Source organism: Dysgonomonas sp. Marseille-Q5470, assembly GCF_951230145.1.
In the GTDB taxonomy this organism is placed as follows: domain Bacteria; phylum Bacteroidota; class Bacteroidia; order Bacteroidales; family Dysgonomonadaceae; genus Dysgonomonas.
Genome location: NZ_CATNVE010000004.1, coordinates 291,468 through 312,953, shown reverse-complemented (window position 1 = coordinate 312,953; position 21,486 = coordinate 291,468). Strand labels below are relative to the sequence as shown.

The 21,486-nt window shown below is 40.7% G+C and carries 16 protein-coding genes; 8 read left to right on the top strand and 8 right to left on the bottom strand.

Annotated features, from left to right (window positions below; translation table 11 throughout):
* Positions 1-18: 18 nt before the first annotated feature.
* The 3 genes from QOX35_RS09800 to QOX35_RS09790 form a co-directional block, all read right to left on the bottom strand.
* On the bottom strand, positions 19-3,366 hold the full coding sequence (locus QOX35_RS09800) for a TonB-dependent receptor (RefSeq protein ID WP_283686752.1): 3,348 nt from the start codon (positions 3,364-3,366) through the stop codon (positions 19-21).
* Positions 3,367-3,511: 145 nt separating this feature from the next.
* Positions 3,512-4,471, bottom strand: coding sequence for a FecR family protein (locus tag QOX35_RS09795; RefSeq protein WP_283686751.1), 960 nt, complete (start codon positions 4,469-4,471; stop codon positions 3,512-3,514).
* A gap of 130 nt (positions 4,472-4,601) precedes the next feature.
* Positions 4,602-5,171, bottom strand: a complete 570-nt coding sequence (locus tag QOX35_RS09790) for an RNA polymerase sigma-70 factor (RefSeq protein ID WP_135104631.1) — start codon at positions 5,169-5,171, stop codon at positions 4,602-4,604.
* Between the two features lie 538 nt (positions 5,172-5,709).
* On the opposite strand from QOX35_RS09790, the gene QOX35_RS09785 reads away from it, so the two are divergent.
* From QOX35_RS09785 to QOX35_RS09770, 4 genes are all read left to right on the top strand, one after another.
* A complete protein-coding gene (locus QOX35_RS09785; RefSeq protein ID WP_283686749.1) occupies positions 5,710-7,551 on the top strand; it encodes an ABC transporter ATP-binding protein in 1,842 nt (613 codons plus the stop codon).
* A 90-nt stretch (positions 7,552-7,641) separates the two neighbouring features.
* Entirely contained in the window at positions 7,642-8,403 is a 762-nt protein-coding gene (trmB, locus tag QOX35_RS09780) for a tRNA (guanosine(46)-N7)-methyltransferase TrmB (protein WP_283686747.1), read from the top strand.
* Positions 8,396-9,508, top strand: coding sequence for an Mrp/NBP35 family ATP-binding protein (locus QOX35_RS09775; RefSeq protein WP_283686746.1), 1,113 nt, complete (start codon positions 8,396-8,398; stop codon positions 9,506-9,508). Before trmB ends, QOX35_RS09775 begins: the two co-directional genes overlap by 8 nt.
* A 74-nt stretch (positions 9,509-9,582) precedes the next feature.
* The gene (locus QOX35_RS09770) at positions 9,583-10,815 is read left to right on the top strand and encodes a TlpA disulfide reductase family protein (protein ID WP_283686745.1); all 1,233 of its coding nucleotides are present in this window, start codon (positions 9,583-9,585) and stop codon (positions 10,813-10,815) included.
* 83 nt (positions 10,816-10,898) lie between these two features.
* On the opposite strand, the gene QOX35_RS09765 is transcribed toward QOX35_RS09770, so the two are convergent.
* Both QOX35_RS09765 and QOX35_RS09760 read right to left on the bottom strand, forming a co-directional pair.
* On the bottom strand, positions 10,899-11,288 hold the full coding sequence (locus QOX35_RS09765) for a YybH family protein (protein ID WP_283686744.1): 390 nt from the start codon (positions 11,286-11,288) through the stop codon (positions 10,899-10,901).
* A 164-nt stretch (positions 11,289-11,452) separates the two neighbouring features.
* Positions 11,453-12,325, bottom strand: a complete 873-nt coding sequence (locus QOX35_RS09760; protein ID WP_283686743.1) for an AraC family transcriptional regulator — start codon at positions 12,323-12,325, stop codon at positions 11,453-11,455.
* 170 nt (positions 12,326-12,495) lie between these two features.
* On the opposite strand from QOX35_RS09760, the gene QOX35_RS09755 reads away from it, so the two are divergent.
* Together QOX35_RS09755 and QOX35_RS09750 are read left to right on the top strand one after the other, a co-directional pair.
* Positions 12,496-13,257, top strand: coding sequence for an amidohydrolase (locus tag QOX35_RS09755; protein ID WP_283686742.1), 762 nt, complete (start codon positions 12,496-12,498; stop codon positions 13,255-13,257).
* Between the two features lie 425 nt (positions 13,258-13,682).
* Positions 13,683-16,106: a sodium-translocating pyrophosphatase gene (locus tag QOX35_RS09750; RefSeq protein WP_135104623.1), complete on the top strand. Its 2,424-nt coding sequence runs from the start codon at positions 13,683-13,685 to the stop codon at positions 16,104-16,106.
* A gap of 80 nt (positions 16,107-16,186) precedes the next feature.
* Here the strand turns inward: QOX35_RS09750 and QOX35_RS09745 are convergent, their stop codons facing one another.
* Positions 16,187-16,630 carry a carboxymuconolactone decarboxylase family protein gene (locus QOX35_RS09745; protein WP_283686741.1) on the bottom strand — a complete coding sequence of 148 codons (444 nt, stop codon included), beginning with the start codon at positions 16,628-16,630 and terminating at the stop codon, positions 16,187-16,189.
* A 227-nt stretch (positions 16,631-16,857) separates the two neighbouring features.
* On the opposite strand from QOX35_RS09745, the gene QOX35_RS09740 reads away from it, so the two are divergent.
* Positions 16,858-17,937: a baeRF3 domain-containing protein gene (locus QOX35_RS09740; RefSeq protein ID WP_283686740.1), complete on the top strand. Its 1,080-nt coding sequence runs from the start codon at positions 16,858-16,860 to the stop codon at positions 17,935-17,937.
* A 98-nt stretch (positions 17,938-18,035) separates the two neighbouring features.
* Here QOX35_RS09740 and QOX35_RS09735 read toward each other — a convergent pair whose 3' ends face one another.
* Positions 18,036-19,676 carry a fumarate hydratase gene (locus QOX35_RS09735; protein WP_283686738.1) on the bottom strand — a complete coding sequence of 547 codons (1,641 nt, stop codon included), beginning with the start codon at positions 19,674-19,676 and terminating at the stop codon, positions 18,036-18,038.
* 220 nt (positions 19,677-19,896) lie between these two features.
* Between QOX35_RS09735 and QOX35_RS09730 the strand changes: the two genes are divergently transcribed.
* Positions 19,897-20,904, top strand: coding sequence for a hypothetical protein (locus QOX35_RS09730; protein WP_283686737.1), 1,008 nt, complete (start codon positions 19,897-19,899; stop codon positions 20,902-20,904).
* Here the strand turns inward: QOX35_RS09730 and purN are convergent.
* Positions 20,901-21,473 carry a phosphoribosylglycinamide formyltransferase gene (gene purN, locus QOX35_RS09725; RefSeq protein WP_283686736.1) on the bottom strand — a complete coding sequence of 191 codons (573 nt, stop codon included), beginning with the start codon at positions 21,471-21,473 and terminating at the stop codon, positions 20,901-20,903. The genes QOX35_RS09730 and purN overlap by 4 nt on opposite strands.
* Between the last annotated feature and the right edge of the window lie 13 nt (positions 21,474-21,486).

Below are 21,486 nucleotides of genomic sequence, written 5' to 3'. Positions count from 1 at the left end.
AATCGTAATGAATTAATATTAGAACTCTACCTTAACGCTGAATCCCAAATTGCGAAGACTTGGCTGCATAAAGTAGTCGATACCCTGGAAGTAAGTTCCGGTAGAGGCTGTTGCTTCAGGATCGAAAGGTGCTTTGTTGTAGATCATCCACAGGTTGCGCCCAACGAACGATACATTTACTTTCATTACATCGTTGAACCATTTACTAGGCAGGGTATAACCTACAGATACTTCTTGCAAACGAACGTTGGTGGCTTTGTAGATATAATCTGACAATAAGCCTTCGGTTTGTCCTGTTACAGAATAGTATTTGTAAGGGTCGATCTTCGTATTACCGATCATTACGCCTCCATTGTCTCTGGCAACGGCAGTGGCTTTAGTTACGCCGAATCCGTCCAAAATAGCCTGTGTAGGAGAAACAACGATACCGCCCAAACGTGCCGATACGAGGAATCCGAAATTGATATCTTTCCATCTGAAGTCGTTTCTAAAGCCTAGGTTCCATTTTGGAAGCACCGAGCCCACTTTATCCATTGTATTTTCGAGTTCAGGACTTCCATTTTCGTTCAGAACGACAGCGCCTTTATCATCATATTTCAATTTTTTCTTAACATAGAAGTCACCCATTGTACCGCCTGCCATCAAACGGAATTCTGAAGCTCCGATACCACCCTGAGAAATAGACTCAAGTGTAACCATTTCACCGGTAACAGGATCAGCATATTTACCGAGCTGCTTAATCGTATTTTTGTTGTAGCTGGCAGTAAATGTAGAGTTCCAGTTGAAGTTACCCCATTTGTTGTCGGCTCCCAATGTGATTTCCACACCTTGGTTTTCTACATTACCTGTTTGTATATACATCGATGTGTATCCTGTAGTAGGTGATACCGGTACTTTAAGCGTCTGATTTTTGGTGTTAGACTTGTACCATGTCATGTCGAAGCTTAATCTGTTACCCCAGAATTTAGAGCTCAATCCGGCTTCCCACGATCCTGTTCTTTCAGGTTTAAGGTCTGTAATCGGCATATATGTGTTGGTTTTCCAGAAACCGCCCTGCTCGTCATATTCGTATGTCGGGATAGACAGGTTGCGAGGAATAGCCGAACCTACCGAAGAGTAAGACCCACGTACTTTCATATACGAAATAAAGCTTGGCAATTTCACCATTTCGGATACCACACCCGAAACCCCTACTGATGGATAGAAGAATGAACTGTTGCTTGTATTTGCAAGAGCAGAAGCCCAGTCGTTACGACCTGTCAATGTAAGGTATAACATACTCTTCCAGCCTAGTTCCACATTGGCGAATACCGACTGAGTTTGTTCGTGCCAGCCATCTTGTATCAATCTGGTTTTAGGAGCATTTTTGTCGATATTTGTTATCGCAAAGAAGTTAGGGATCATCAACGATGCACCATCTACGCCGCTTTCGTCGGAACGCATATCAGAGATACTTGTACCGATATTGGCAGACAAAGAGTAGCTGCCGAAGTACTTGTTGATGTTCAATAACAAGTCGGCATACGCTTGCTTGTAGTCTTCTTTTGTAGACTTGAAACGTCCTGTTTCGGATGCAAACAATTGGTGAGTAGAAGCATAATTCTTCTGAGTGAAGTTATTCTGCGAATTGTCGAGACGTGCACGTCCCATTACATTCATCCAGTCGAAGATATTGTATTGCAGGTTCACGTTCATCATATAACGGTCACGTTTGTTTACCATTCTGTTGCGGTTGATAATCCAATACGGATTTTGCATCCCTAAGCCTTGGTCTCCAAACTTCCACTGTTGTACGTTGTATCCCAATGCATCGCTATATAATTCATAGTTTTTAGCATAGCTGAAGTCTTCACCTCTCGGATACGTATATATTGCAGTAAGCGGATTATAATATTGTCCCTGAGCCATCATATTCTGGTCTTTTTGCTTGATATAGCTAAAGCCAAAATCGAGGATCATTTTATCGTTCAAGAATTTAGTTGTATTCCTCAACGTTGCATTGTATTTCATATAATCGTTTTCAGGTATTATACCATTGGCTTTAGTAGAACCCAACGACATAAATGTCTGATTCTTGTCTGTACCTACCGACAGTGTAGCCGATGTTTGGGAAGTAGCACCTGTATCGAAAAAGTCTGACGGATTGTAAGCGTATTTGTTTTGCACATCGCCCCAGCTCTTATACTCACCTGTTTTGTTTCCATATTTGTTTTGGAAATCAGGCATCACAAACGGACGAGAGAATGTAGTCTGGTTTGATATCGTAACTTTTGGTTTACCTGTTGCTCCTTTTTTGGTTGTGATCACAATCGCACCATTTGCAGCGTTAGACCCGTAAAGGGCAGCAGCGGCAGGACCTGTAAGCACCGACATGCTTTCGATATCATCAGGGTTGAGGTCTGAGATTCCCTCTCCACGAGGCTGATCGGCATACTCATTGTTCTGATTCAATCCGCCCTTGTTAGCGTTGAAGATAGGCACACCGTCTATCACGTACAATGCGTTGTTATCCTTTGTTATAGATTTAGAACCACGCATTACCACACGTGTAGCTCCACCGATACCGGCAGCAGATGCATTGATGTTTACACCGGCAACTTTACCCGACAGGGAGTTCATCAGATTTACATCTTTTACACCTGTAAGCTGATCGCCTTTTATTTCCTGTACATTGTAGCTCAATGCTTTTTGTGCTCTCTTGATACCCAAAGCAGTTACCACCACTTCGTCAAGGTTCACGTCGCTTTCTTTCAATACTACGTCGAACGAAGTTTGATTTCCTACATTCAGCGTTTGCGAAACATAACCAATATAAGTTACTTCCAACGTTTTTCCTGCAGGAACTTTTATCGAGAAATTACCGTCAATGTCGGTCATTGTACCGGTAGAAGTACCTTTTATGGCAACACTAACCCCGATAAGCGGTTCGCCATTCTTATCCTTTATAGTACCTGTTACCAACCTGTCTTGCTGAGTTGCACCGGTTTCTTTGGTATTTGCATTCGCCGAAAGGATAATATGCGCACCTTCCATGCTATAGCTGATATTTGTATTCTTCAACACATGATCAAGCACCTCCGCAGTGGGCTTGTCTTTTACGTTCACAGTCGTTGTCTGATCTACACCAACCTTGTTGTTATAAATAAACAAATAGCTGGTTTGGCTTTCGATTTCGTTTAAGACTTTGGCTAACTTAACATTTTTCAGGTTCATTGTCACTCTTGCACTCTGAGAGTAAGAGTTTTCAGCAAATAGAAATTGGATGCTGCATAATAGACATAAAATAAAAACCCTCATGATTTTTGTCAATTGTTTTAATTCCGGATATTTTAAATAAAAAACATCCTTCAAATCATTATTTTTCATAGATTTGTTTTGTTAATGAGATTGATACTCTTTTTTATTAAAACTGTATTGGTTTCACGTGCCAAAAAATGTTGCAGCATTTTTTGGCACTTTTTGTTACGATCAGGTATTTTTCATTGGCTTACATTTTAGAGTGATTGTATTTTTACTTGATATTAATGATATGGGTCTCAGGATCCCTTTGGTATTCAAATTTTATATCTCTTTGCAAAACCCGTAACGCATAGTCGATACCGTCTACAAAACGGAACTTACCGGTGTACGAATATTTGCCTACATGCGTATTCTCTATATTGATTTTTAGTCCGTATATTTTTTCAAAGTCGCGCATAATGCTGCCAAAAGACGCGTTGTTGAAGCTGATCAAGCCCTCTTTCCATCGGTAGGCATCATAGTCTTCGATACCCGAAACCTCGAGTTTGCCATCTCTCAAAACTGCTCTGGTGTTGGGGCTGAGGATCAACGACTGGCTAGGGTCGGACGTAAGATCTACTTTTACCTTACCATCCATCAGTGTGGCCACAAAATCGTCTTCACCCGAATACGCCATCACATCAAACTTGGTTCCCAGTACGCTCACGTTTCCTTTCGATGTTTCTACTATAAAAGGTTTATCCTCGTTGTGCACCACCTCAAAATAGGCTTGCCCGTCGAGCTTCACGATACGTTGTTTTTTATTGAAAGATACCGGATATTCTATTTTGGTACGGGCATTGAGCCATACTTGTGTACCATCGGGCAAAGAAAGGTTTACATATTGCCCGGCAGGAACACTGATAGACTGCATTCCATAGTCTTCATTACTGTTTTTTATTTGCATATACAGCAATCCGCTCATAAGCAAGATAGCAATAACAGCCGCCACTTTCATAAATGTACCGAACAGTATTCGTTTACGGTCTGTCGACGGTTCTTCTACCAATATGCTACTATCGGCAGTGATGCTGCTTTGATCGTGATGCAGGATCAAGGCATCAAAAAGTTTTCTCTCCTGATAAAACTGCTCCTGATTCTGAGGCGATGCATCAAACCATTCTTTTATTGTTTGATCTTCACTATCAGTAGTTAAACCTTCAAAAAACCTAAATAACAATTCTGAATCCATTTACTTTTTGCGACTATTTATATTTTTTCTATAAGAATGTCGTGTATAAGAATAACAACCGAAGGCAGTACATCCCTAGTCAAAATATTGTTAACAAATATTAAAAATAAAATTCGGTTATAAACAAGAGCTACTTATTCAGAATAAAGAAAAGCGCAATCCACGCCGAAAGGTAATCTTTCAGGTTTAGCCGAAGTAAGCTCAGGGCTTTTGAGATATGGAATTCAACACCTTTGGTAGTAATGCCAAACATTTCGGCTATTTCTTTATGCGATTTTTCTTTGTAACGGCTCTCAACAAATATATCGATTGTTCGCTGTGGTAGTTTGGCCAGTGTATCTCTCACAATCTGCTGTATCTCTTCGGAGAATATCTCTTCGGGGTCGCATGCTTCCAACGAACTGATACGCACATCGAGCTCCCACTGGGCGTAGCTACCCATATCGGTAAGTATCTGGCTTCTGCGTTCTGTTTGTTTGAGGTAGTTGAGGCATTTGTTTTTTATTATCGTCAATATATATGCCTCTATATTAGAATCTGCACTCAGGCTATCCTTATTGTCCCAATAAATCATGAAGGCCTCTGTGGTGAGGTCTTCTGCAACATCCATACTACGTACATACGAATTAGCAAAACGAACAAAGCGGTTATAGTATTTCGTGAAAAAACTATTAAACTTTGGATTTACAGGGTTAACCATTCATACATCATTTAGACAATACAAAAGTAGGAACTATTTAGAACCTGTTTAAATTTTCCACGAATATTTTTCTATGAATATTTCGCCGATTTTCTTCGTTCATTTTTAGTCTCTTTTTGTCCGCTTTATCCTTTTGTTTAACTCCAATAGCCCGCTATTATCGTTTCCCAAAAGAATAAATCATCCTGAAAACAGTTCTAAAAATTGGAACGAGCAAAATTCAAACAGACTCTTAAAATATCAACTGTAAGATTACATTTTTTTGTAAATCTTTCACAACGGAAATATTAACACAAAATCTCACAATAAAAAGAGTCGGCACAACTGCTGCGTACCGTATATCATTACCATACTCTATATTTGCCTTGCTTCACCCAATTAAGTGCCAAATATCACAAAACATTTCCATTAAAACAACATATATGCCAATTATCTAAAATACCTGAAAGCTATTCTATAAATAAAGAATTATGGCTAACTTGCAGCCGTTTTTCGCCGGGACGTAAACCCCGACATTTTTTCACCCAAAAACTTTCTGATGAAAGACTTTATAACACTGATAAGGAGGTTTGTACCTCCATACAAAAGGCAAGTAGTACTAAATCTTGTATTCAACATACTGAGTGCTATCCTCAATGTATTTTCTTTTGCGCTGATAGTACCTATACTCCGTATATTGTTTAAGGTAGACGAAAAGGTATACGAATACATGCCTGTGGATACCTCAAGCATCAGCACGATGCTCAATTATAAGGTTCTTGAAAACAACTTCTACGCATACCTTTCGGATATGATGGCCACACACTCGGGCGGAGCAGTATTGCTTGGCTTGGGACTAATCCTTGTGGTAATGACCTTATTCAAAACCGGCGCCACCTACCTCAGTGCTCACTATATTGTAGATGTACGCACAGGCGTGGTACGGGATATCCGCAAACAGATAAACGACAAAATACTATCGCTGCCTCTCGGCTTCTTCTCGGGAGAACGCAAAGGCGATATTATTGCACGTATGACAGGGGATGTAAACGAGGTGGAAAACTCGGTGATGAGTTCGCTCGATATGGTTACCAAAAACCCGATCATGATACTCGTATATCTGGGTACAATGCTTTTTATCAGTTGGGAACTTACCATCTTCGTATTGATACTATTACCTATAGCCGGATACATTATGGGCAAGGTAGGCAAAAGCCTCAAACGCAGGTCGGTGACAGCACAAAACCAATGGGGAAGCCTTGTTTCGCAGATAGAAGAAACATTGGGCGGATTGCGTATCATCAAAGCATTCAATGCCGAGCCGAAAATGAAAACCCGTTTCGACTCGTCTAACAATATTTTCAGAAACATGTCGAACAAGATCGCTCGCCGCCAACAGATGGCACACCCCATGAGCGAATTCTTGGGAACGATTGCAGTGGTTTGTGTACTCTGGTTTGGAGGAACACTTATATTAGACGGATCGGGATCGATGGATGCATCGAAGTTTATTTATTACCTGACTATATTTTATCTGATCATCAATCCGGCCAAAGACCTGTCCAAATCGGTTTATGCCATACAAAAAGGGATGGCTTCGGTTGAGCGTATCGACAAGATACTGAAAGCAGAGAATAACATTAAAAATCCGGCTAATCCGAAACCAGTATCGCTAAAGGAATCGATCACCTACAGAAATGTAGAATTCAAATACGAAACCAGCCATTGGGTTATCAAGAATGTAAGCCTCACCATACCTAAAGGGAAAACAGTAGCCCTTGTGGGACAATCGGGCTCGGGCAAATCGACGATGGCAGACCTCCTACCCCGTTTTTATGACGTAAACAAGGGAGGCATCTATATCGACGATGTAAACATCAAGGATGCCGATATACACGACCTTCGCTCGCTGATGGGTAATGTAAATCAGGAAGCAATCCTTTTCAACGATACATTCTACAACAACATTGCGTTTGGCGTAGATGATGCCACAATGGAAAGAGTGGTAGAGGCTGCCAAGATAGCCAATGCCCACGACTTTATCATTGCCACCGAAGATGGATACAACACAAATATAGGCGACCGCGGCAGCAAACTGTCGGGCGGTCAACGCCAACGCATCAGCATTGCCCGTGCCATCCTAAAGAATCCTCAGATACTGATTCTCGACGAAGCCACATCGGCACTCGATACCGAATCGGAACGTCTGGTACAGGATGCTCTCGACAACCTGATGAAGAACCGCACCACGCTGGTTATCGCTCACCGCCTTTCTACAATAAAGAATGCGGACGAAATATGTGTGATGCACGAAGGCGAAATTGTAGAACGTGGACATCACGACGAGCTGTTCGAAAAGAATGGCTACTACCGTAAACTGTGCGACATGCAACAGTTTTGATATGCCAATGTTAAAATATGCCTATTGTCAATTTTGATTTCTTATACCATTGGCACATCGGCACATTAACCAATTATTAATTAATAATCAATGGGAAAAAATAAGCTTGCCAAATTTGCCAACATGGAGGAATACCCGCACGTATTCCAATATCCGTTTGCCGTTTTGCAGGAAAAAGGATTTGAGATGAAAGGGAAGTGGAACTCGCTTTTCTTCAAAAATGACAACCCGATAGTACTCGAACTGGGCTGCGGCAAAGGCGAATACACCGTAGGGCTTGCAAAGCTGTATCCAAATAAGAATTTCATAGGAGTAGATATAAAAGGCGCACGCATGTGGACAGGTGCAAAGCAGTCTCTCGAAGCCGGTATGCAGAATGTAGCATTCTTGCGCACGCACATCGAACTGATAACGCGCTTCTTTGCAGCGGGCGAAGTATCGGAAATATGGATCACCTTCCCCGACCCACAAATGAGCAAGGTAAACAAGCGGATGACCTCTACCCGCTTTATGAAGCTGTACCGTGAGATTTTGTCCGACAAGGGTATTGTACACCTCAAAACAGACAGCAACTTTATGTACACCTACACCAGCGAGATGGTGAAAGTAAACGCTTTGCCTGTACTGTTCGAAACGGACGATCTGTATCACTCTCAGCTTGTGGACGATATACTTAAAATACAAACCTACTATGAACAACAATGGCTGGCAAGGGGTTTAAATATCAAGTATATAAAATTTGAATGTCAACATCGCGACCACTGGATAGAACCCGACATAGAGATCGAAAAAGACGACTATCGCAGCTTTGGGCGAAGTAATATATTAAATCAATCAACTAAAAATGGCTAATATATATCCTAAATTAATTATCGACGCACTGCGCAATGTGCGTTATCCCGGCACAGGGAAGGATATCGTAGAAATGGGATTTGTGTCTGACGATATCCACATCGACGGAATGAAAGTAAGCTTTTCTCTACTTTTCGAAAAAGCGAACGACCCGTTTATCAAATCGATAGTGAAAGCTGCCGAAACAGCTATCCTGACTTACGTTGACCCCAATGTCGACATAAAAGGAAATATTGAAGTAAAAACCCAACAGGTAGAAGCACCCAAACCGGTGAAAGCTCTGCCTCAGGTAAAAAATATAATTGCCATATCGTCCGGGAAAGGCGGTGTAGGCAAAAGTACCGTATCAGTAAATCTGGCGGTTGCCCTTGCTAATAAAGGCTATAAGGTGGGCTTGCTCGATGCCGATATCTTCGGACCTTCGTTACCCAAAATGTTTGACGAAGAAGAAGCACGACCGTTTCTTGAACCGATTGACGGAAAAGAATACATCGTTCCGATAGAAAAGTATGGTGTGAAAATGCTTTCGATAGGTTTCTTTGTCAACAGAGACGACGCTGTGGTATGGCGTGGAGCAATGGCAGGAAATGCCTTGAAGCAACTGATAAACGACGGCAACTGGGGCGAACTCGATTATTTCCTTATCGACTTCCCACCCGGAACAAGCGACATTCACCTCACACTGGTGCAAACGCTTGCAATAACCGGAGCGGTAGTAGTCAGCACCCCTCAGCAGGTAGCGCTTGCCGACGCCCGCAAGGGAATCAATATGTTTACCAACGAAAAGGTAGATGTGCCTATCCTCGGGCTGGTAGAGAACATGGCATGGTTTACTCCTGCCGAACTGCCTGAAAACAAGTATTTCATCTTCGGCAAAGAAGGTGCAAAAAATCTGGCAGAAGAAATGAATGTACCATTACTAGGACAAATACCTATCGTACAAAGCATTTGCGAAGGTGGTGACAAGGGTGTGCCTGTAGCATTGAACGAAAATACGATCACGGGAATGGCGTTTGCGCATCTTGCCGACAACTTTATCAGCTCGGTAGAAAAACGTAATGCAGAAAAAGCCCCTACTCAAAAAGTAGAGATACATAATAGATAAAAAAAGAAATATTTATTTATTTTCAAATAAAGCCTTACATTTAGAGCTATGTAAGGCTTTAATTATTTATTATCATGAGAAAACTCTTATACCTTATCTTTTTTTGCGGACTATTTTTTTCCGCCTGCACCTCTTCTAAGCAAGAAGCTACTCTGGTAGGCAAAATTGACAATCCAATCTCCGATATTGTTACCATTTCATACTGGACTCTTGAGAATGACAAATGGAGGCATATCGAAGATACCTGTTCTATTATTGACGGAAAGTTTTCATTCGATTTGCATATAAATGATTTGACTAAAGCCGATCTTATATTTAATACATTTCATGCCATATCTATATACATAGAACCCAAACAGATGGAATTATCCCTATCTGCCAAAAACTTATTCGACTATAAGCTGACAGGAACCGATTCGGAAAAAGAATACCAACCTTTGAAACAGCAAATAGCTAGTTTGGAAGACAGCCTCAGAGTTTTAGTCTATGACAAGATTGAACCATTGGTGCGACAGCTTGAGAAGAACCCAAATGAAGAGAATTTCAAAGTATTTCAAGAAGAGAGAGAGAAACTAGATCCAATCAGACTGCTTCTCAATAATAAATTAGAGAAGATAAATATAGAATATATAAAAAATCATCCTAATTCGTTTATAGCGGCGGGACAACTGCTTTACATTATAAAGCGAGCCGAAGTCTATGATTCTCCTACGGACAGTGCAAAACTATTGTATAATGAACTCTCTGCCAAGGTAAAAAAATCGCAACTCGGACTCCTCGCCCTGAAACAGATACAAGATATTGATGATGAAAAAGCTCTGAAAGAAACAACAAATATTGGGCAAAAAGCCGTAGACTTTTCTACTTATAGTCTTATTAGTGGGGATACGGTAAGATTGTCCGATTATAGAGGAAAATCTTATGTGCTACTCGATTTTTGGGGTAGCTGGTGCAGGCCTTGCCTGCAAGGTATTCCGTTTCTGAAAGAGATACACAAAAAATACAATAAAAAAGGCCTTACCATCATTGGTATAGCATCAGAATCAAAAAAAGAGCCCTATCTAGATGCAGTAGAAAAGCATAATTTGAAAGACTGGCCTCAAATATTAGATGTACAAAATCTCGAAGAATCAGCAAAAGGGAATACAAATAAAGAAGATGTAAAAAACAAATATCATATTGACTCTTTTCCAACCTATTTACTTATCGACCAGAATGGAATAATAATAGGAAAATGGAAAGGAACGAGTGAGGAAAATGATAAGGAGATAAGTGCAATGCTGGAAAAACTCTTACTAAAAAAATAAATGTAAACTATCTTCTTTGTCTTCCTGAGCGAAGCGAAGAATCTCAATGATTATCGCTACACTCAGGAGGACTAGAAATATTATTACCCCAACGGTTTTATCAACGACCAGTGGTTATGGATTATTTTCCACTCAGCCTTGTCGTTCAATTGATACACTTCGGTACAATTCCATCGGTAAAGTTCTTCGCCGGAATAAGAAATCAGATTATATGTCAGTACAGCCGTTTGCGGATATACTTGTACCACGGGGTCTATCATTTCGTAACGCTCTACCTGAAAATTATTTCTCATACTCTCATACAACTCTTTTATTCTCTCAAAGCCGTCAAGCCTTTTTTTTTGATACGGATCAAAATAAGTAAAGTCAGGAGAGTAAATAGCCAGGTAACCGTCAGGGTTTCCTTTGTTCCACAACTCCAATGCTGCAACTTCCATTTCGATGATCTTGTTCTTGATGATTTCTTTATCCATGTTTTTTATTATTAGATTATGTATACTTTATCATTTCGCTTCTCTGTCATTCTGAGTGTAAGAAAGAATCCCGACTCATTTTAATAAAAGAGATATTTATTAGGCAAAAATAGAGATCGTTTATCTATTTATCAGGATATAAACTACGGAGAAAATAGCACTTTTCAACGTTTTTCACTATTGCGATATTGCAGCGGTGTAGAGTGGGTATATTTTCTAAAAAAGCGAATAAAATAAGAAGAAGTCTCAAAATTAAGATGCTCGGCTATTTCAGATACAGACAAACTGGAATAGGCCAGCTTCTTTTTTGCTTCCGCAAGTATCTTATTCTGAATATAAAGCTTTGCATTTACACCCATCGCCTTTTTTACGATTGCGTTCAGATAATTGGGTGTTATACACAGCTTGCCGGCATAATACGCTGTGTCGTGAAACTCCCTGAAATCTTTATCTACCGCTTCTACAAAAGAGTCGACATGTCTGCTCGGAGTTACTTGCATTTCGCTTTCACCTTCATTTTGCTTTTTATATTCACGGTCGAGGAGCATGAGTATTTCATAAAGCAATGCCCTTAATATATGTTTGTCTTTCGACAGATAATCTTGTATTTCGGCTGTTATATTACCAACCAGATATGCTATCCGTTCCTTTATAGCAGCAATACTTATCTTATGAATCTTTCTTTGTGTTCCGAAATAAGAAAGGCTTTGCAAAAAGAGCGGGTCGTTGAAAAAAGAAAGTAGAAATTCACCTTCAAAGATTAGTGCATAGCCATCCGGCGTATTTTCGCTTTTTATCCATGCACGCACATCTCCCGGCTTTGAGAAAACGACATCGCCACTATCCAACGTGTATTTGCTATTGTTGAGACCAAACGCCACATTATCACTCTCTATAAAAGTAATGTCATAATAAGATAATGTGTGTACAGGGTCTTTTTGTATATACTTCTGTATATCCGCAAGCCTGACAACATCGATAAGGAGTTCTTCTCCGTATTTTGTTTTATGAAAATTATATGCCGGTATTGATTTCATTCGTTTTAACAATATACAAATCTACAAAAAATCGTTACAGATGATACGAAGCAAAAGCAAAATTCATTTCTGCCTGAAATTAAAATAGACTTTTACAAAATGTAACTTTTTTCTTTTATAGAAAATCTTTAACTTCGAAGCTAATATCATCAAATAAATATCTGATATACATGAACATTAAATTGCTGCAAACCGACATCGTATGGCAGAAGCCTGAAGCCAACAGAGATCATGTCGAGAATTTGATAGATTCGTTATCAGATTCTACAGACCTTGTCGTTTTACCCGAAATGTTCACCACCGGTTTTTGCACATCGCCCAAAGGTGCTGCCGAAAAGGCTGATACAGACACACTGCTGTGGATGCAATCCATTGCCTTACGCCGAAATATGGCTTTTGCAGGAAGTGTAGCCACCGAAGAGAATGGAAAATACTACAACCGTCTTTATTTCGTCAAACCCGACGGAAGCTATGTGATATACAACAAACGACATCTGTTTACCTTTGCGGGAGAACATAAAGAATACACCGCCGGAGAAGAAAGAGTCGTTGTAGAATACCTCGGTTTCCGCATTCTGTTGCAGATATGTTATGATGTGCGCTTTCCTGTTTATTCGCGCAATAGGGGTGACTATGATATGATAATATATGTAGCCAACTGGCCTACCGTACGTTTGGATGCATGGAATACCCTAGTGCGGGCTCGTGCCATAGAAAACCTTTGTTATGTAGCAGCCGTAAACCGCACAGGAAGCGACCCTTATGTACAATATAGCGGAGGAACAGCCCTTTATGACTTTATGGGAAAAACCATCGCCGAAGCCGGAACAGAAGAAGGTATTGTAAGCGGAACAATCGACATGCAAGATTTAATCAGGTTTAGAAGTAAATTTCCTGCCTTACAAGACGCAGATCAATTTAAACTAATATAAGATTTTGTCAAACGGAGAGACGAAGCATCTCATCCGTTTATCGCAAGAAATCCTTACTTCTTACAACTGTAATTTGTTAAATCGAAACAATCTCAAGCAACAATAATTTTTGAAGGTATCCATCACCTCATCAAGGTAATTAGCTTATTACTAAGCAAAATATGTTGTTTAACATATAAAAAACACCATAAAACAAACATAAAAACGAGCTAAATGTTAATTTAACTCCTGCATTGTTATTTTTACTTAAAACGTTTTTTTAACGGTAAGAAAATCAAGAAAAAATAGATAGTAAAAGGATTAAATTTTGTAAATTCAAAACAATTTTTAGTTCGGAGCGGAAACTGATAAACAAACATATTTTCAGTTGGTATTTTAGGGAGAGAGTATGTTTGTTATTGTCTATCTAAATACAATTTTTTATCATGAAAAAACTAAAAAATGTTGGTCTACTGATTGGTCTGCTTCTTGGTGTTAACCTATCTACGTTTGCAAGCGAAGCCGACCTGGCGATTCCTGATCTCCATGAGGGCACCTTCCACATCTTTGGAACTGCGATTACTTCATGGGATTTTTTATTTTATGGTGCACTGATCATTGCTGGAACATTATGTTTCAGTCTTCTCTTGTTCCGTCAGGTCAAGAGATTACCTGCTCACGACTCTATGCTCAAAGTTGCTGCTACTATTTACGCCACTTGCCGGACATATCTGATCCAGCAAGGTAAATTCCTTCTGATGTTGTTTGCATTGATTGCCCTTGTGCTATGCATCTACTTCTTCGGATTGATCGGGCAGTCTTTCGGAGTTGTTATTCAAGTCTTGTTATTCTCCGTTGTGGGTATGGCAGGGTCTTATACTGTAGCATGGTTTGGTATTCGCGTAAATACCTATGCCAATGCACGCACCGCATTTGCTTCGTTAAAGGGACGTCCGTTGGATGTCGTTAATATACCGTTGAAGGCCGGCATGAGCGTCGGTCTGTTCCTCATCTCTCTTGAGTTGGTACTTATGGTTATTATTCTTCTTTTTGTGCCTCGCGAAATAGTAGGTATCTGTTTCTTGGGATTTGCTATTGGCGAATCGCTTGCAGCAAGTGCCTTGCGTATTGCCGGAGGTATCTTTACTAAGATTGCCGACATCGGTTCCGACTTGATGAAGGTTGTTTTCAAGGTAAAAGAAGACGATCCTCGTAATCCGGGTGTGATAGCCGACTGTACGGGCGACAATGCCGGTGACAGTGTAGGCCCTACAGCCGACGGATTCGAAACATACGGTGTAACAGGGGTTGCTCTGATTGCATTTATCACATTAGCCGTAGAAGATCCGCATATTCAGGCTAAACTGATAGTATGGATATTCGGAATGCGTTTCTTGATGGACTTCTTGTCAGGCTGTGCATTCTTTATCAATCAGGCTATATCGAAAAGACTATACGGAAATAAAAAGGAATTCGACTTCGAATCTCCTTTAATGCGCCTCATCATTATCGCTGCTGTTCTTTGTATCTCGGCGAGCTTCTTTATGAGCCACCTATTGCTAGGCGATATGGTAGAAATCACAGGCAACCCGGCAAATGGCAGCCTTTGGTGGAAATTGGCAATTATTATCAGCTGCGGTACACTTGCTGCGGTATTGATTCCTGAGTTTACGAAATTCTTTACCAGTTCCAAATCAAAACATGTAAAAGAAATTGTAACCGCTTCTCGCGAAGGAGGCCCGTCGCTGAATATTCTATCGGGTATTGTAGCCGGTTATTTCGGAGCATTCTGGACTGGATTGCTCATCGCAGCTCTGATGACAGGTGCATTCTTTACCGCACAGATGGGATTGGATGCCATATTAGGCCCTCACGCCTCTATCTTCGCATTCGGGTTGGTTGCATTCGGATTCTTATGCATGGGCCCTGTAACCATTGCCGTAGACAGCTATGGCCCTGTAACAGACAATGCCCAATCGGTATTCGAATTGTCACAAATAGAAAGCATTCCGAATATATCTGAGGAGATAAAAAATGAATATGGTTTTACGCCTAATTTCGAAAACGGAAAACATTTTCTCGAAGCAAATGACTCGGCAGGTAACACCTTTAAGGCTACAGCAAAACCCGTACTGATCGGAACAGCCGTAGTCGGTGCTACAACGATGATATTCTCCATTATTCTACTGCTCGAAAAAGTAGGACTGCTGAAACTGTCCCTAACCGATGCGCCGGTACTTCTCGGGCTGATCTGTGGTGGAGCTGTTATCTTCTGGTTTAGCGGTGCTTCTATGCAAGCCGTTACCACAGGAGCTTACCGTGCTGTAGAGTTCATCAAACGCACATTCGACATTACAAAAAAAGAAGCCGATATAAAGGACTCTATCGCCGTGGTGAAGATTTGTACCCAATATGCACAAAAAGGGATGTGGAACATATTTATCGCCCTTATTTCGCTTACATTGGCGTTTGCATTCCTCGACCCTAACTTCTTTGTGGCTTACCTTGTGTCTATCGCCGTATTCGGATTGTTCCAAGCCATCTACATGGCAAATGCGGGAGGTAGCTGGGATAATGCCAAGAAAGTAGTAGAAGTAGACCTGAAAGAAAAGAATACCCCTCTGCACGAAGCGGCAGTAATAGGAGACACAGTAGGCGACCCATTTAAAGATACCTCGTCCGTATCGTTGAACCCTATCATCAAGTTCTCTACCCTATTTGGTCTGTTGGCAACAGAAATCTGTATAGAAATGCGCTCCAACCCTGACAGCGATTATTCTATATTTATCGCTATACCATTCTTAATTCTGGGCTTGGTATTTGTTTGGCGCTCATTCTATCGGATGAGGATTCCGATAAAGACTGCATAACAGTTTGATGTAAAATATTAAAGTTTGTATATAAAATAGGGATAATCTTTACTGATTATCCCTATTGTTTGTTTAGGCGATTAGTCTATCGGCAGTTCTGTGGATATGGCAATCCTGTTCCAGCCATTGATAAACACCGCAGCCATTATTACCTCAGCGAGTTTAGACCCTCCCAATATCTTTTCTGCTTGTTGATATGTTTCAGCAGAAACACCGCCTTTGCTGATAAGGGTAACCTCTTCTGTCAGGCGAAGTATTGCCTTCTCGCTTTCAGAATATAAGTTGCCTGCTTCATGCCATGCGTTCAACAAATAGATACGTTGTTCGGTTTCCCCGATTTTACGAGCATCACGGGTATGCATGTTCAGGCAAAAAGCACAACCATTGATTTGCGAAGCTCTTATTTTAATCAACTCCTTTTCGATAGGAGTCAGAGATGTTTGTTGTAAAGCATTTTCCAGAGACATCATTGCTTTGTATAGCTCGGGAGCTGCTTTGTACATATTCAATCTTTTATTTTCCATTTTCGATATCTTTTTTGAATTAGTAATACAAAATTAGCCATTCCGATAGACTAGAATCTTAAACTGGTTTAAGAAAGAGATCTTTCTCTATCCATCGACAGAAAAAGAGATTAAAAAAACATAATCTTATGAAAAAGAAGCTATTTCAGAGGGGTTCTCAATCGCACAGATTGGAAAAAACGGCTTTTTTTCGTATATTACTAGCGTGATTAAAAAATAAATATATTATGGCATTAAAAGAAAAGATAAAAAAACTGGCAACTGTAACAGCAGGGCCTTGTGTTAGTATCTCTCTTAATACACACAGAACACGCCCTGCCAGCGATAAAGATAAAATATTGTTGAAAAACCTGCTTTCGCAAGCAGAAAAGCAAATAGTTGCCGAATATGGAAAAAGAACAGTAGCTCCCCTTCTGGAGAAGATAGCGACTGTAGAAAATAGAGTGAACGAGAACAACAATCTCGATAGCCTTCATGTATTCTTATCGAACGATACGGAGGAAATCATCAGAACGTCGTGGACTGTACCCGAAAATAGGCTAAACATTCGCAGCACGTTCAATCTGCGCCCGTTGATAAAAGCGTACAACCGCAGCAAAGAGTACCTGATACTTGTATTATCGCAAGGAGGGGTACAGCTATATAAAGCATTAGGAGACGGAATTGAAGAAGAAGTAAAGAGCGATGGATTTCCGTTTGAAGGATCGCCGTATTACATACCCAACAGAGCAGAGAGAAGCAATGCTAAACGTGTAGACGACCTCATCCGCGAATTCTTCAATCAGGTTGATAAAGCAGTGGTGAAAGTGAATCAGGAAAACGAGCTGGCGTGTGTCGTTGTTTCTACCGAAGACAATTTCAGCAAACTGATGCAAGTAGCTGATAAGCCCGATATCTATATAGGATATACATCGATAGACTACAACAACTCGAAGCCGCACGATGTAGTCAAACCCGGCTGGGAGATAATGAAACAGTATATGCATGAACACAGGTCGGAAGCCATTGTAGAAATGAAAGAAGCAATATCGAAGCATAAAGTTCTTACCGATTTACAGGAAATCTACCGGGCTGCAATAGATGGAAATGGCGAGATGCTGATCGTATACGACAAGTTTTCGCAGCCCGTGAGAATGATAGATGAGCGGAACTTCGAACTGGTAAAAGAGGCGAATCAGCCGGACGTAATCGATGATATTGTAAGCGATATAGCATGGCAAGTGGTATCGAAAGGCGGAAAAGTATTTTTCACCATGCAAGACGAAATAAAGGAATTGGACAAGATAGCCCTTAAAACAAGATATTAAGTTATGTAAAAGTGGCATCTTCCCTAAAAAAATAAGCGGATATCAAATGAATGATATCCGCTTATTCATACACATAGACTGCTTGCTTATAGTATATATTAGCTCATAGAGCAGTTAATCGGTTTCAATTGTTTGAAGAAGTCGTTACCCTTGTCGTCTACCAAGATGAATGCAGGGAAATCTTCTACTTCTATTTTCCATATCGCTTCCATTCCCAATTCAGGATATTCGAGGCACTCAAGGCTCTTTATGCTATTCTGAGCAAGTATTGCAGCCGGACCGCCGATACTTCCCAGGTAGAATCCGCCGTGCTTGTGACAAGCGTCTGTTACCTGTTGGCTACGGTTACCTTTAGCAATCATTATCATGCTGCCGCCATTAGCTTGGAATGTGTCTACATACGAGTCCATACGTCCCGCTGTAGTTGGCCCCATCGAACCGCTTGCATATCCTTTAGGCGTTTTTGCAGGCCCTGCATAGTAGATCGGATGATCTTTGATGTATTGAGGAAGCCCTTCGCCCTTATCGATACGCTCCTGAAGTTTAGCATGGGCAATATCACGTCCTACGATGATTGTACCGGTGAGTGACAAACGTGTAGAAACAGGATATTTAGACAGCTCTTCAAGTATTTCTTTCATCGGACGGTTAAGGTCTATTTTCACACCTCCTGCTTCGCCGGCATTACGCAATTCTTCAGGAATAAGCCTTGTTGGATTATCTTCCATTTTTTCGAGCCATATACCGTCTTTGTTGATCTTTCCTTTTATATTTCTGTCGGCCGAACAAGAAACACCCATACCCACAGGGCAAGATGCACCGTGACGAGGCAAACGAACCACACGGATATCGTGAGCAAAGAATTTACCGCCAAATTGCGCTCCAAGCCCAAGCTCCTGAGCAGCCTTCAATAGTTTGGCTTCCATTTCCAAATCACGGAACGCACGTCCGCCCTCGTTACCCGAAGTAGGAAGACCATCATAATATTTAGTAGAAGCCAGCTTAACGATTTTCAGATTGGTTTCGGCTGATGTACCGCCAATAACAAATGCGATATGGTAAGGAGGACATGCTGCTGTACCCAACGATTTCATTTTTTCGATCAAGAACGGCTCTAGTTTCTCAGGCGTAAGCAATGCTTTTGTTTCCTGATAAAGATATGTTTTGTTTGCAGAACCACCACCTTTAGCTACAAAAAGGAATTTATATTCATTTCCGTTTACGGCATACAGGTCTATTTGCGCAGGCAGGTTCGTTCCTGTATTCACCTCATTGTACATATCCAGAGGCGCATTTTGCGAATAGCGCAAATTGTCTTCGGTAAATGTATTGTACACGCCCTTCGACAAGGCTTCTTCGTCGTTACCGCCTGTCCACACATTTTGTCCTTTCTTACCCATAATGATGGCTGTTCCTGTATCCTGACAGAAAGGGAGCACCCCTTTTGCCGAAATCTCGGAGTTGCGCAGGAATGTAAGCGCCACAAATTTATCATTATCGCTGGCATCGGGATCAGACAATATCTTTGCCACTTGCTCTTGATGCTCGGGGCGTAATAAGAATTCTACATCGTGAAAAGCATGTTGTGCCAGTAAAGTAAGAGCTTCAGGTTGTACTTTCAATATCTCTTGTCCTTCAAAATTAGCTGTAGAAACATGATCTTTCGAGAGTAAATAATACTCTGTGGTATCCTTCTCTAATGGAAACGTCTCTTGGTACTTAAATGATGGTGTTGCCATGATTAATATTTTAATAGTTGATTTATTTTACGCAAAAGTACGAAAATAAAGGCAGTGTTTCAAGCATAAGAAGTTTATAAAAAATTAAAAAGCCACCTTATTTATACTAAAAAATGTAAGACCCATTATCATTCACGAAAAATCTTGTATATTTGCGCATTATATACTTAAGTAAAAGAATATTGACGTATATATAAATTTCAAAAGCGAACACAAACAAATGAATTTAAGCAAATATATCATACTCGTTTTGATAACATCACTCCTTCCTTTTTTAGCTTATGCCCAGAAAAAAGGAAATAAATATATAGTGACTACAAAAGACACAACGCTGATCGTTAGCAACAGAGGCGAAAAAGATCCCCAGAACAAATTTTTGTTTAATAAAATGGGAGCGGATGCAGATTCCGTTTCAGCTATCCTAAAGTCAGACTATAACTCGCTGGAAGGTGCACTTATGGATATCGACAGGCTGATAGGACAAATAGAAAAAGACCAAATTCTATTGAAAACGGGCAACACAAGTTTAGCTTATCGCCTATCGAGAGCAAATATAGATAGCCGCGACAAAGAAAAGAGAGCACGCATAATAGCGGACAGCATCCAGCAGGAAATGCTTAAAAAATCTGCCGACGAGTTGGCTCAGGAATATGTTAAGTACGGCAACAAACCTTTATACTTTATCAATGGTACAAGGGTACAGTCCGAAGTTGTAGATCGACTATCACCTAACGATGTAATTAAGCGTGATTTTATAATACAGAATGCAGCATCGGGCAATCCGAATGGCGAAGTATGGATTACCGTTACCGACAAGGCAATCAGCAAGCTCAATCTGTGGGCAACCGAAAAGAGCTCCGACAATTACGTGTATCCGTCACCGATAACGCCAACGATGGATACGAAAACAACAGACAGAAAAGAGGAAAAAGCACCTAAACGTTCTGTAAGAAGAATAAAGGCAGACAGGGCAGAGCAATATAACGATAATCAACAGACTGTAACATCGCCTGTATATCAGCCCGAACCGACGACGACAGAGCAAAAAACGAACAATCCTGCTCAGCAACCGACACAAGGTGCAGCAGATAAGAATATTAAAACAAAAAAAGATAACACCTCAGTACTTAGTGGCGACCGCCGGACTATCGTAAGAGCCAGAACGGTGAACAACGAGGAGGTGAAAGTAAACGAGCCTGAAGGCAATACAGAAAACCAATCGAATTAGAAGGTCTGATCTAAGACACTGGAAATAACAACAGGAAAGTGCGTATACTCAAGTGTATGCACTTTTTTTGCGACATCTTCATAGGTATCGCTTTTTAGCACAGGGCATTTTGCCTGAAAAATAATAGCCCCCTCATCGTAATTCTCATTCACATAATGTATCGTGATGCCCGACTCTGGCTCTCCGGCTTCTACCACAGCCTTATGAACATTGTCGCCATACATCCCTTTACCGCCGAATTTGGGTAAAAGCGCAGGGTGGATATTCACTATCTTACCGGGATATGCTTCTAATATATTGTCGGGGACTTTGAGCAAGAAACCTGCGAGAACAATAAAGTCTATTTTATTCTCTTTCAGGCAATCGATCACATTATCAGATGTTTCGAACTCGTTTTTGGAGAAGGTAACCGATTGTATTCCCAGCTTCTTTGCACGCTCGTGCACATAAGCATCTTTCTTATTTGATATTATAAGCGGAATGGAAACAGTATTACTCTCTGCGAAGTAGTTTGCTATGTTCTCGGCATTAGACCCTGAACCTGAGGCAAAAATAGCGATTTTAATCATGAGTGTTTTTTAG

Excerpts from the sequence above, each read along its gene's own strand:
- QOX35_RS09800 (WP_283686752.1), bottom strand. The coding sequence starts at position 3,366 with ATGAAAAATAATGATTTGAAGGATGTTTTTTATTTAAAATATCCGGAA.
- QOX35_RS09795 (WP_283686751.1), bottom strand. The coding sequence starts at position 4,471 with ATGGATTCAGAATTGTTATTTAGGTTTTTTGAAGGTTTAACTACTGAT.
- QOX35_RS09790 (WP_135104631.1), bottom strand. The coding sequence starts at position 5,171 with ATGGTTAACCCTGTAAATCCAAAGTTTAATAGTTTTTTCACGAAATAC.
- QOX35_RS09785 (WP_283686749.1), top strand. The coding sequence starts at position 5,710 with ATGAAAGACTTTATAACACTGATAAGGAGGTTTGTACCTCCATACAAA.
- trmB (WP_283686747.1), top strand. The coding sequence starts at position 7,642 with ATGGGAAAAAATAAGCTTGCCAAATTTGCCAACATGGAGGAATACCCG.
- QOX35_RS09775 (WP_283686746.1), top strand. The coding sequence starts at position 8,396 with ATGGCTAATATATATCCTAAATTAATTATCGACGCACTGCGCAATGTG.
- QOX35_RS09770 (WP_283686745.1), top strand. The coding sequence starts at position 9,583 with ATGAGAAAACTCTTATACCTTATCTTTTTTTGCGGACTATTTTTTTCC.
- QOX35_RS09765 (WP_283686744.1), bottom strand. The coding sequence starts at position 11,288 with ATGGATAAAGAAATCATCAAGAACAAGATCATCGAAATGGAAGTTGCA.
- QOX35_RS09760 (WP_283686743.1), bottom strand. The coding sequence starts at position 12,325 with ATGAAATCAATACCGGCATATAATTTTCATAAAACAAAATACGGAGAA.
- QOX35_RS09755 (WP_283686742.1), top strand. The coding sequence starts at position 12,496 with ATGAACATTAAATTGCTGCAAACCGACATCGTATGGCAGAAGCCTGAA.
- QOX35_RS09750 (WP_135104623.1), top strand. The coding sequence starts at position 13,683 with ATGAAAAAACTAAAAAATGTTGGTCTACTGATTGGTCTGCTTCTTGGT.
- QOX35_RS09745 (WP_283686741.1), bottom strand. The coding sequence starts at position 16,630 with ATGGAAAATAAAAGATTGAATATGTACAAAGCAGCTCCCGAGCTATAC.
- QOX35_RS09740 (WP_283686740.1), top strand. The coding sequence starts at position 16,858 with ATGGCATTAAAAGAAAAGATAAAAAAACTGGCAACTGTAACAGCAGGG.
- QOX35_RS09735 (WP_283686738.1), bottom strand. The coding sequence starts at position 19,676 with ATGGCAACACCATCATTTAAGTACCAAGAGACGTTTCCATTAGAGAAG.
- QOX35_RS09730 (WP_283686737.1), top strand. The coding sequence starts at position 19,897 with ATGAATTTAAGCAAATATATCATACTCGTTTTGATAACATCACTCCTT.
- purN (WP_283686736.1), bottom strand. The coding sequence starts at position 21,473 with ATGATTAAAATCGCTATTTTTGCCTCAGGTTCAGGGTCTAATGCCGAG.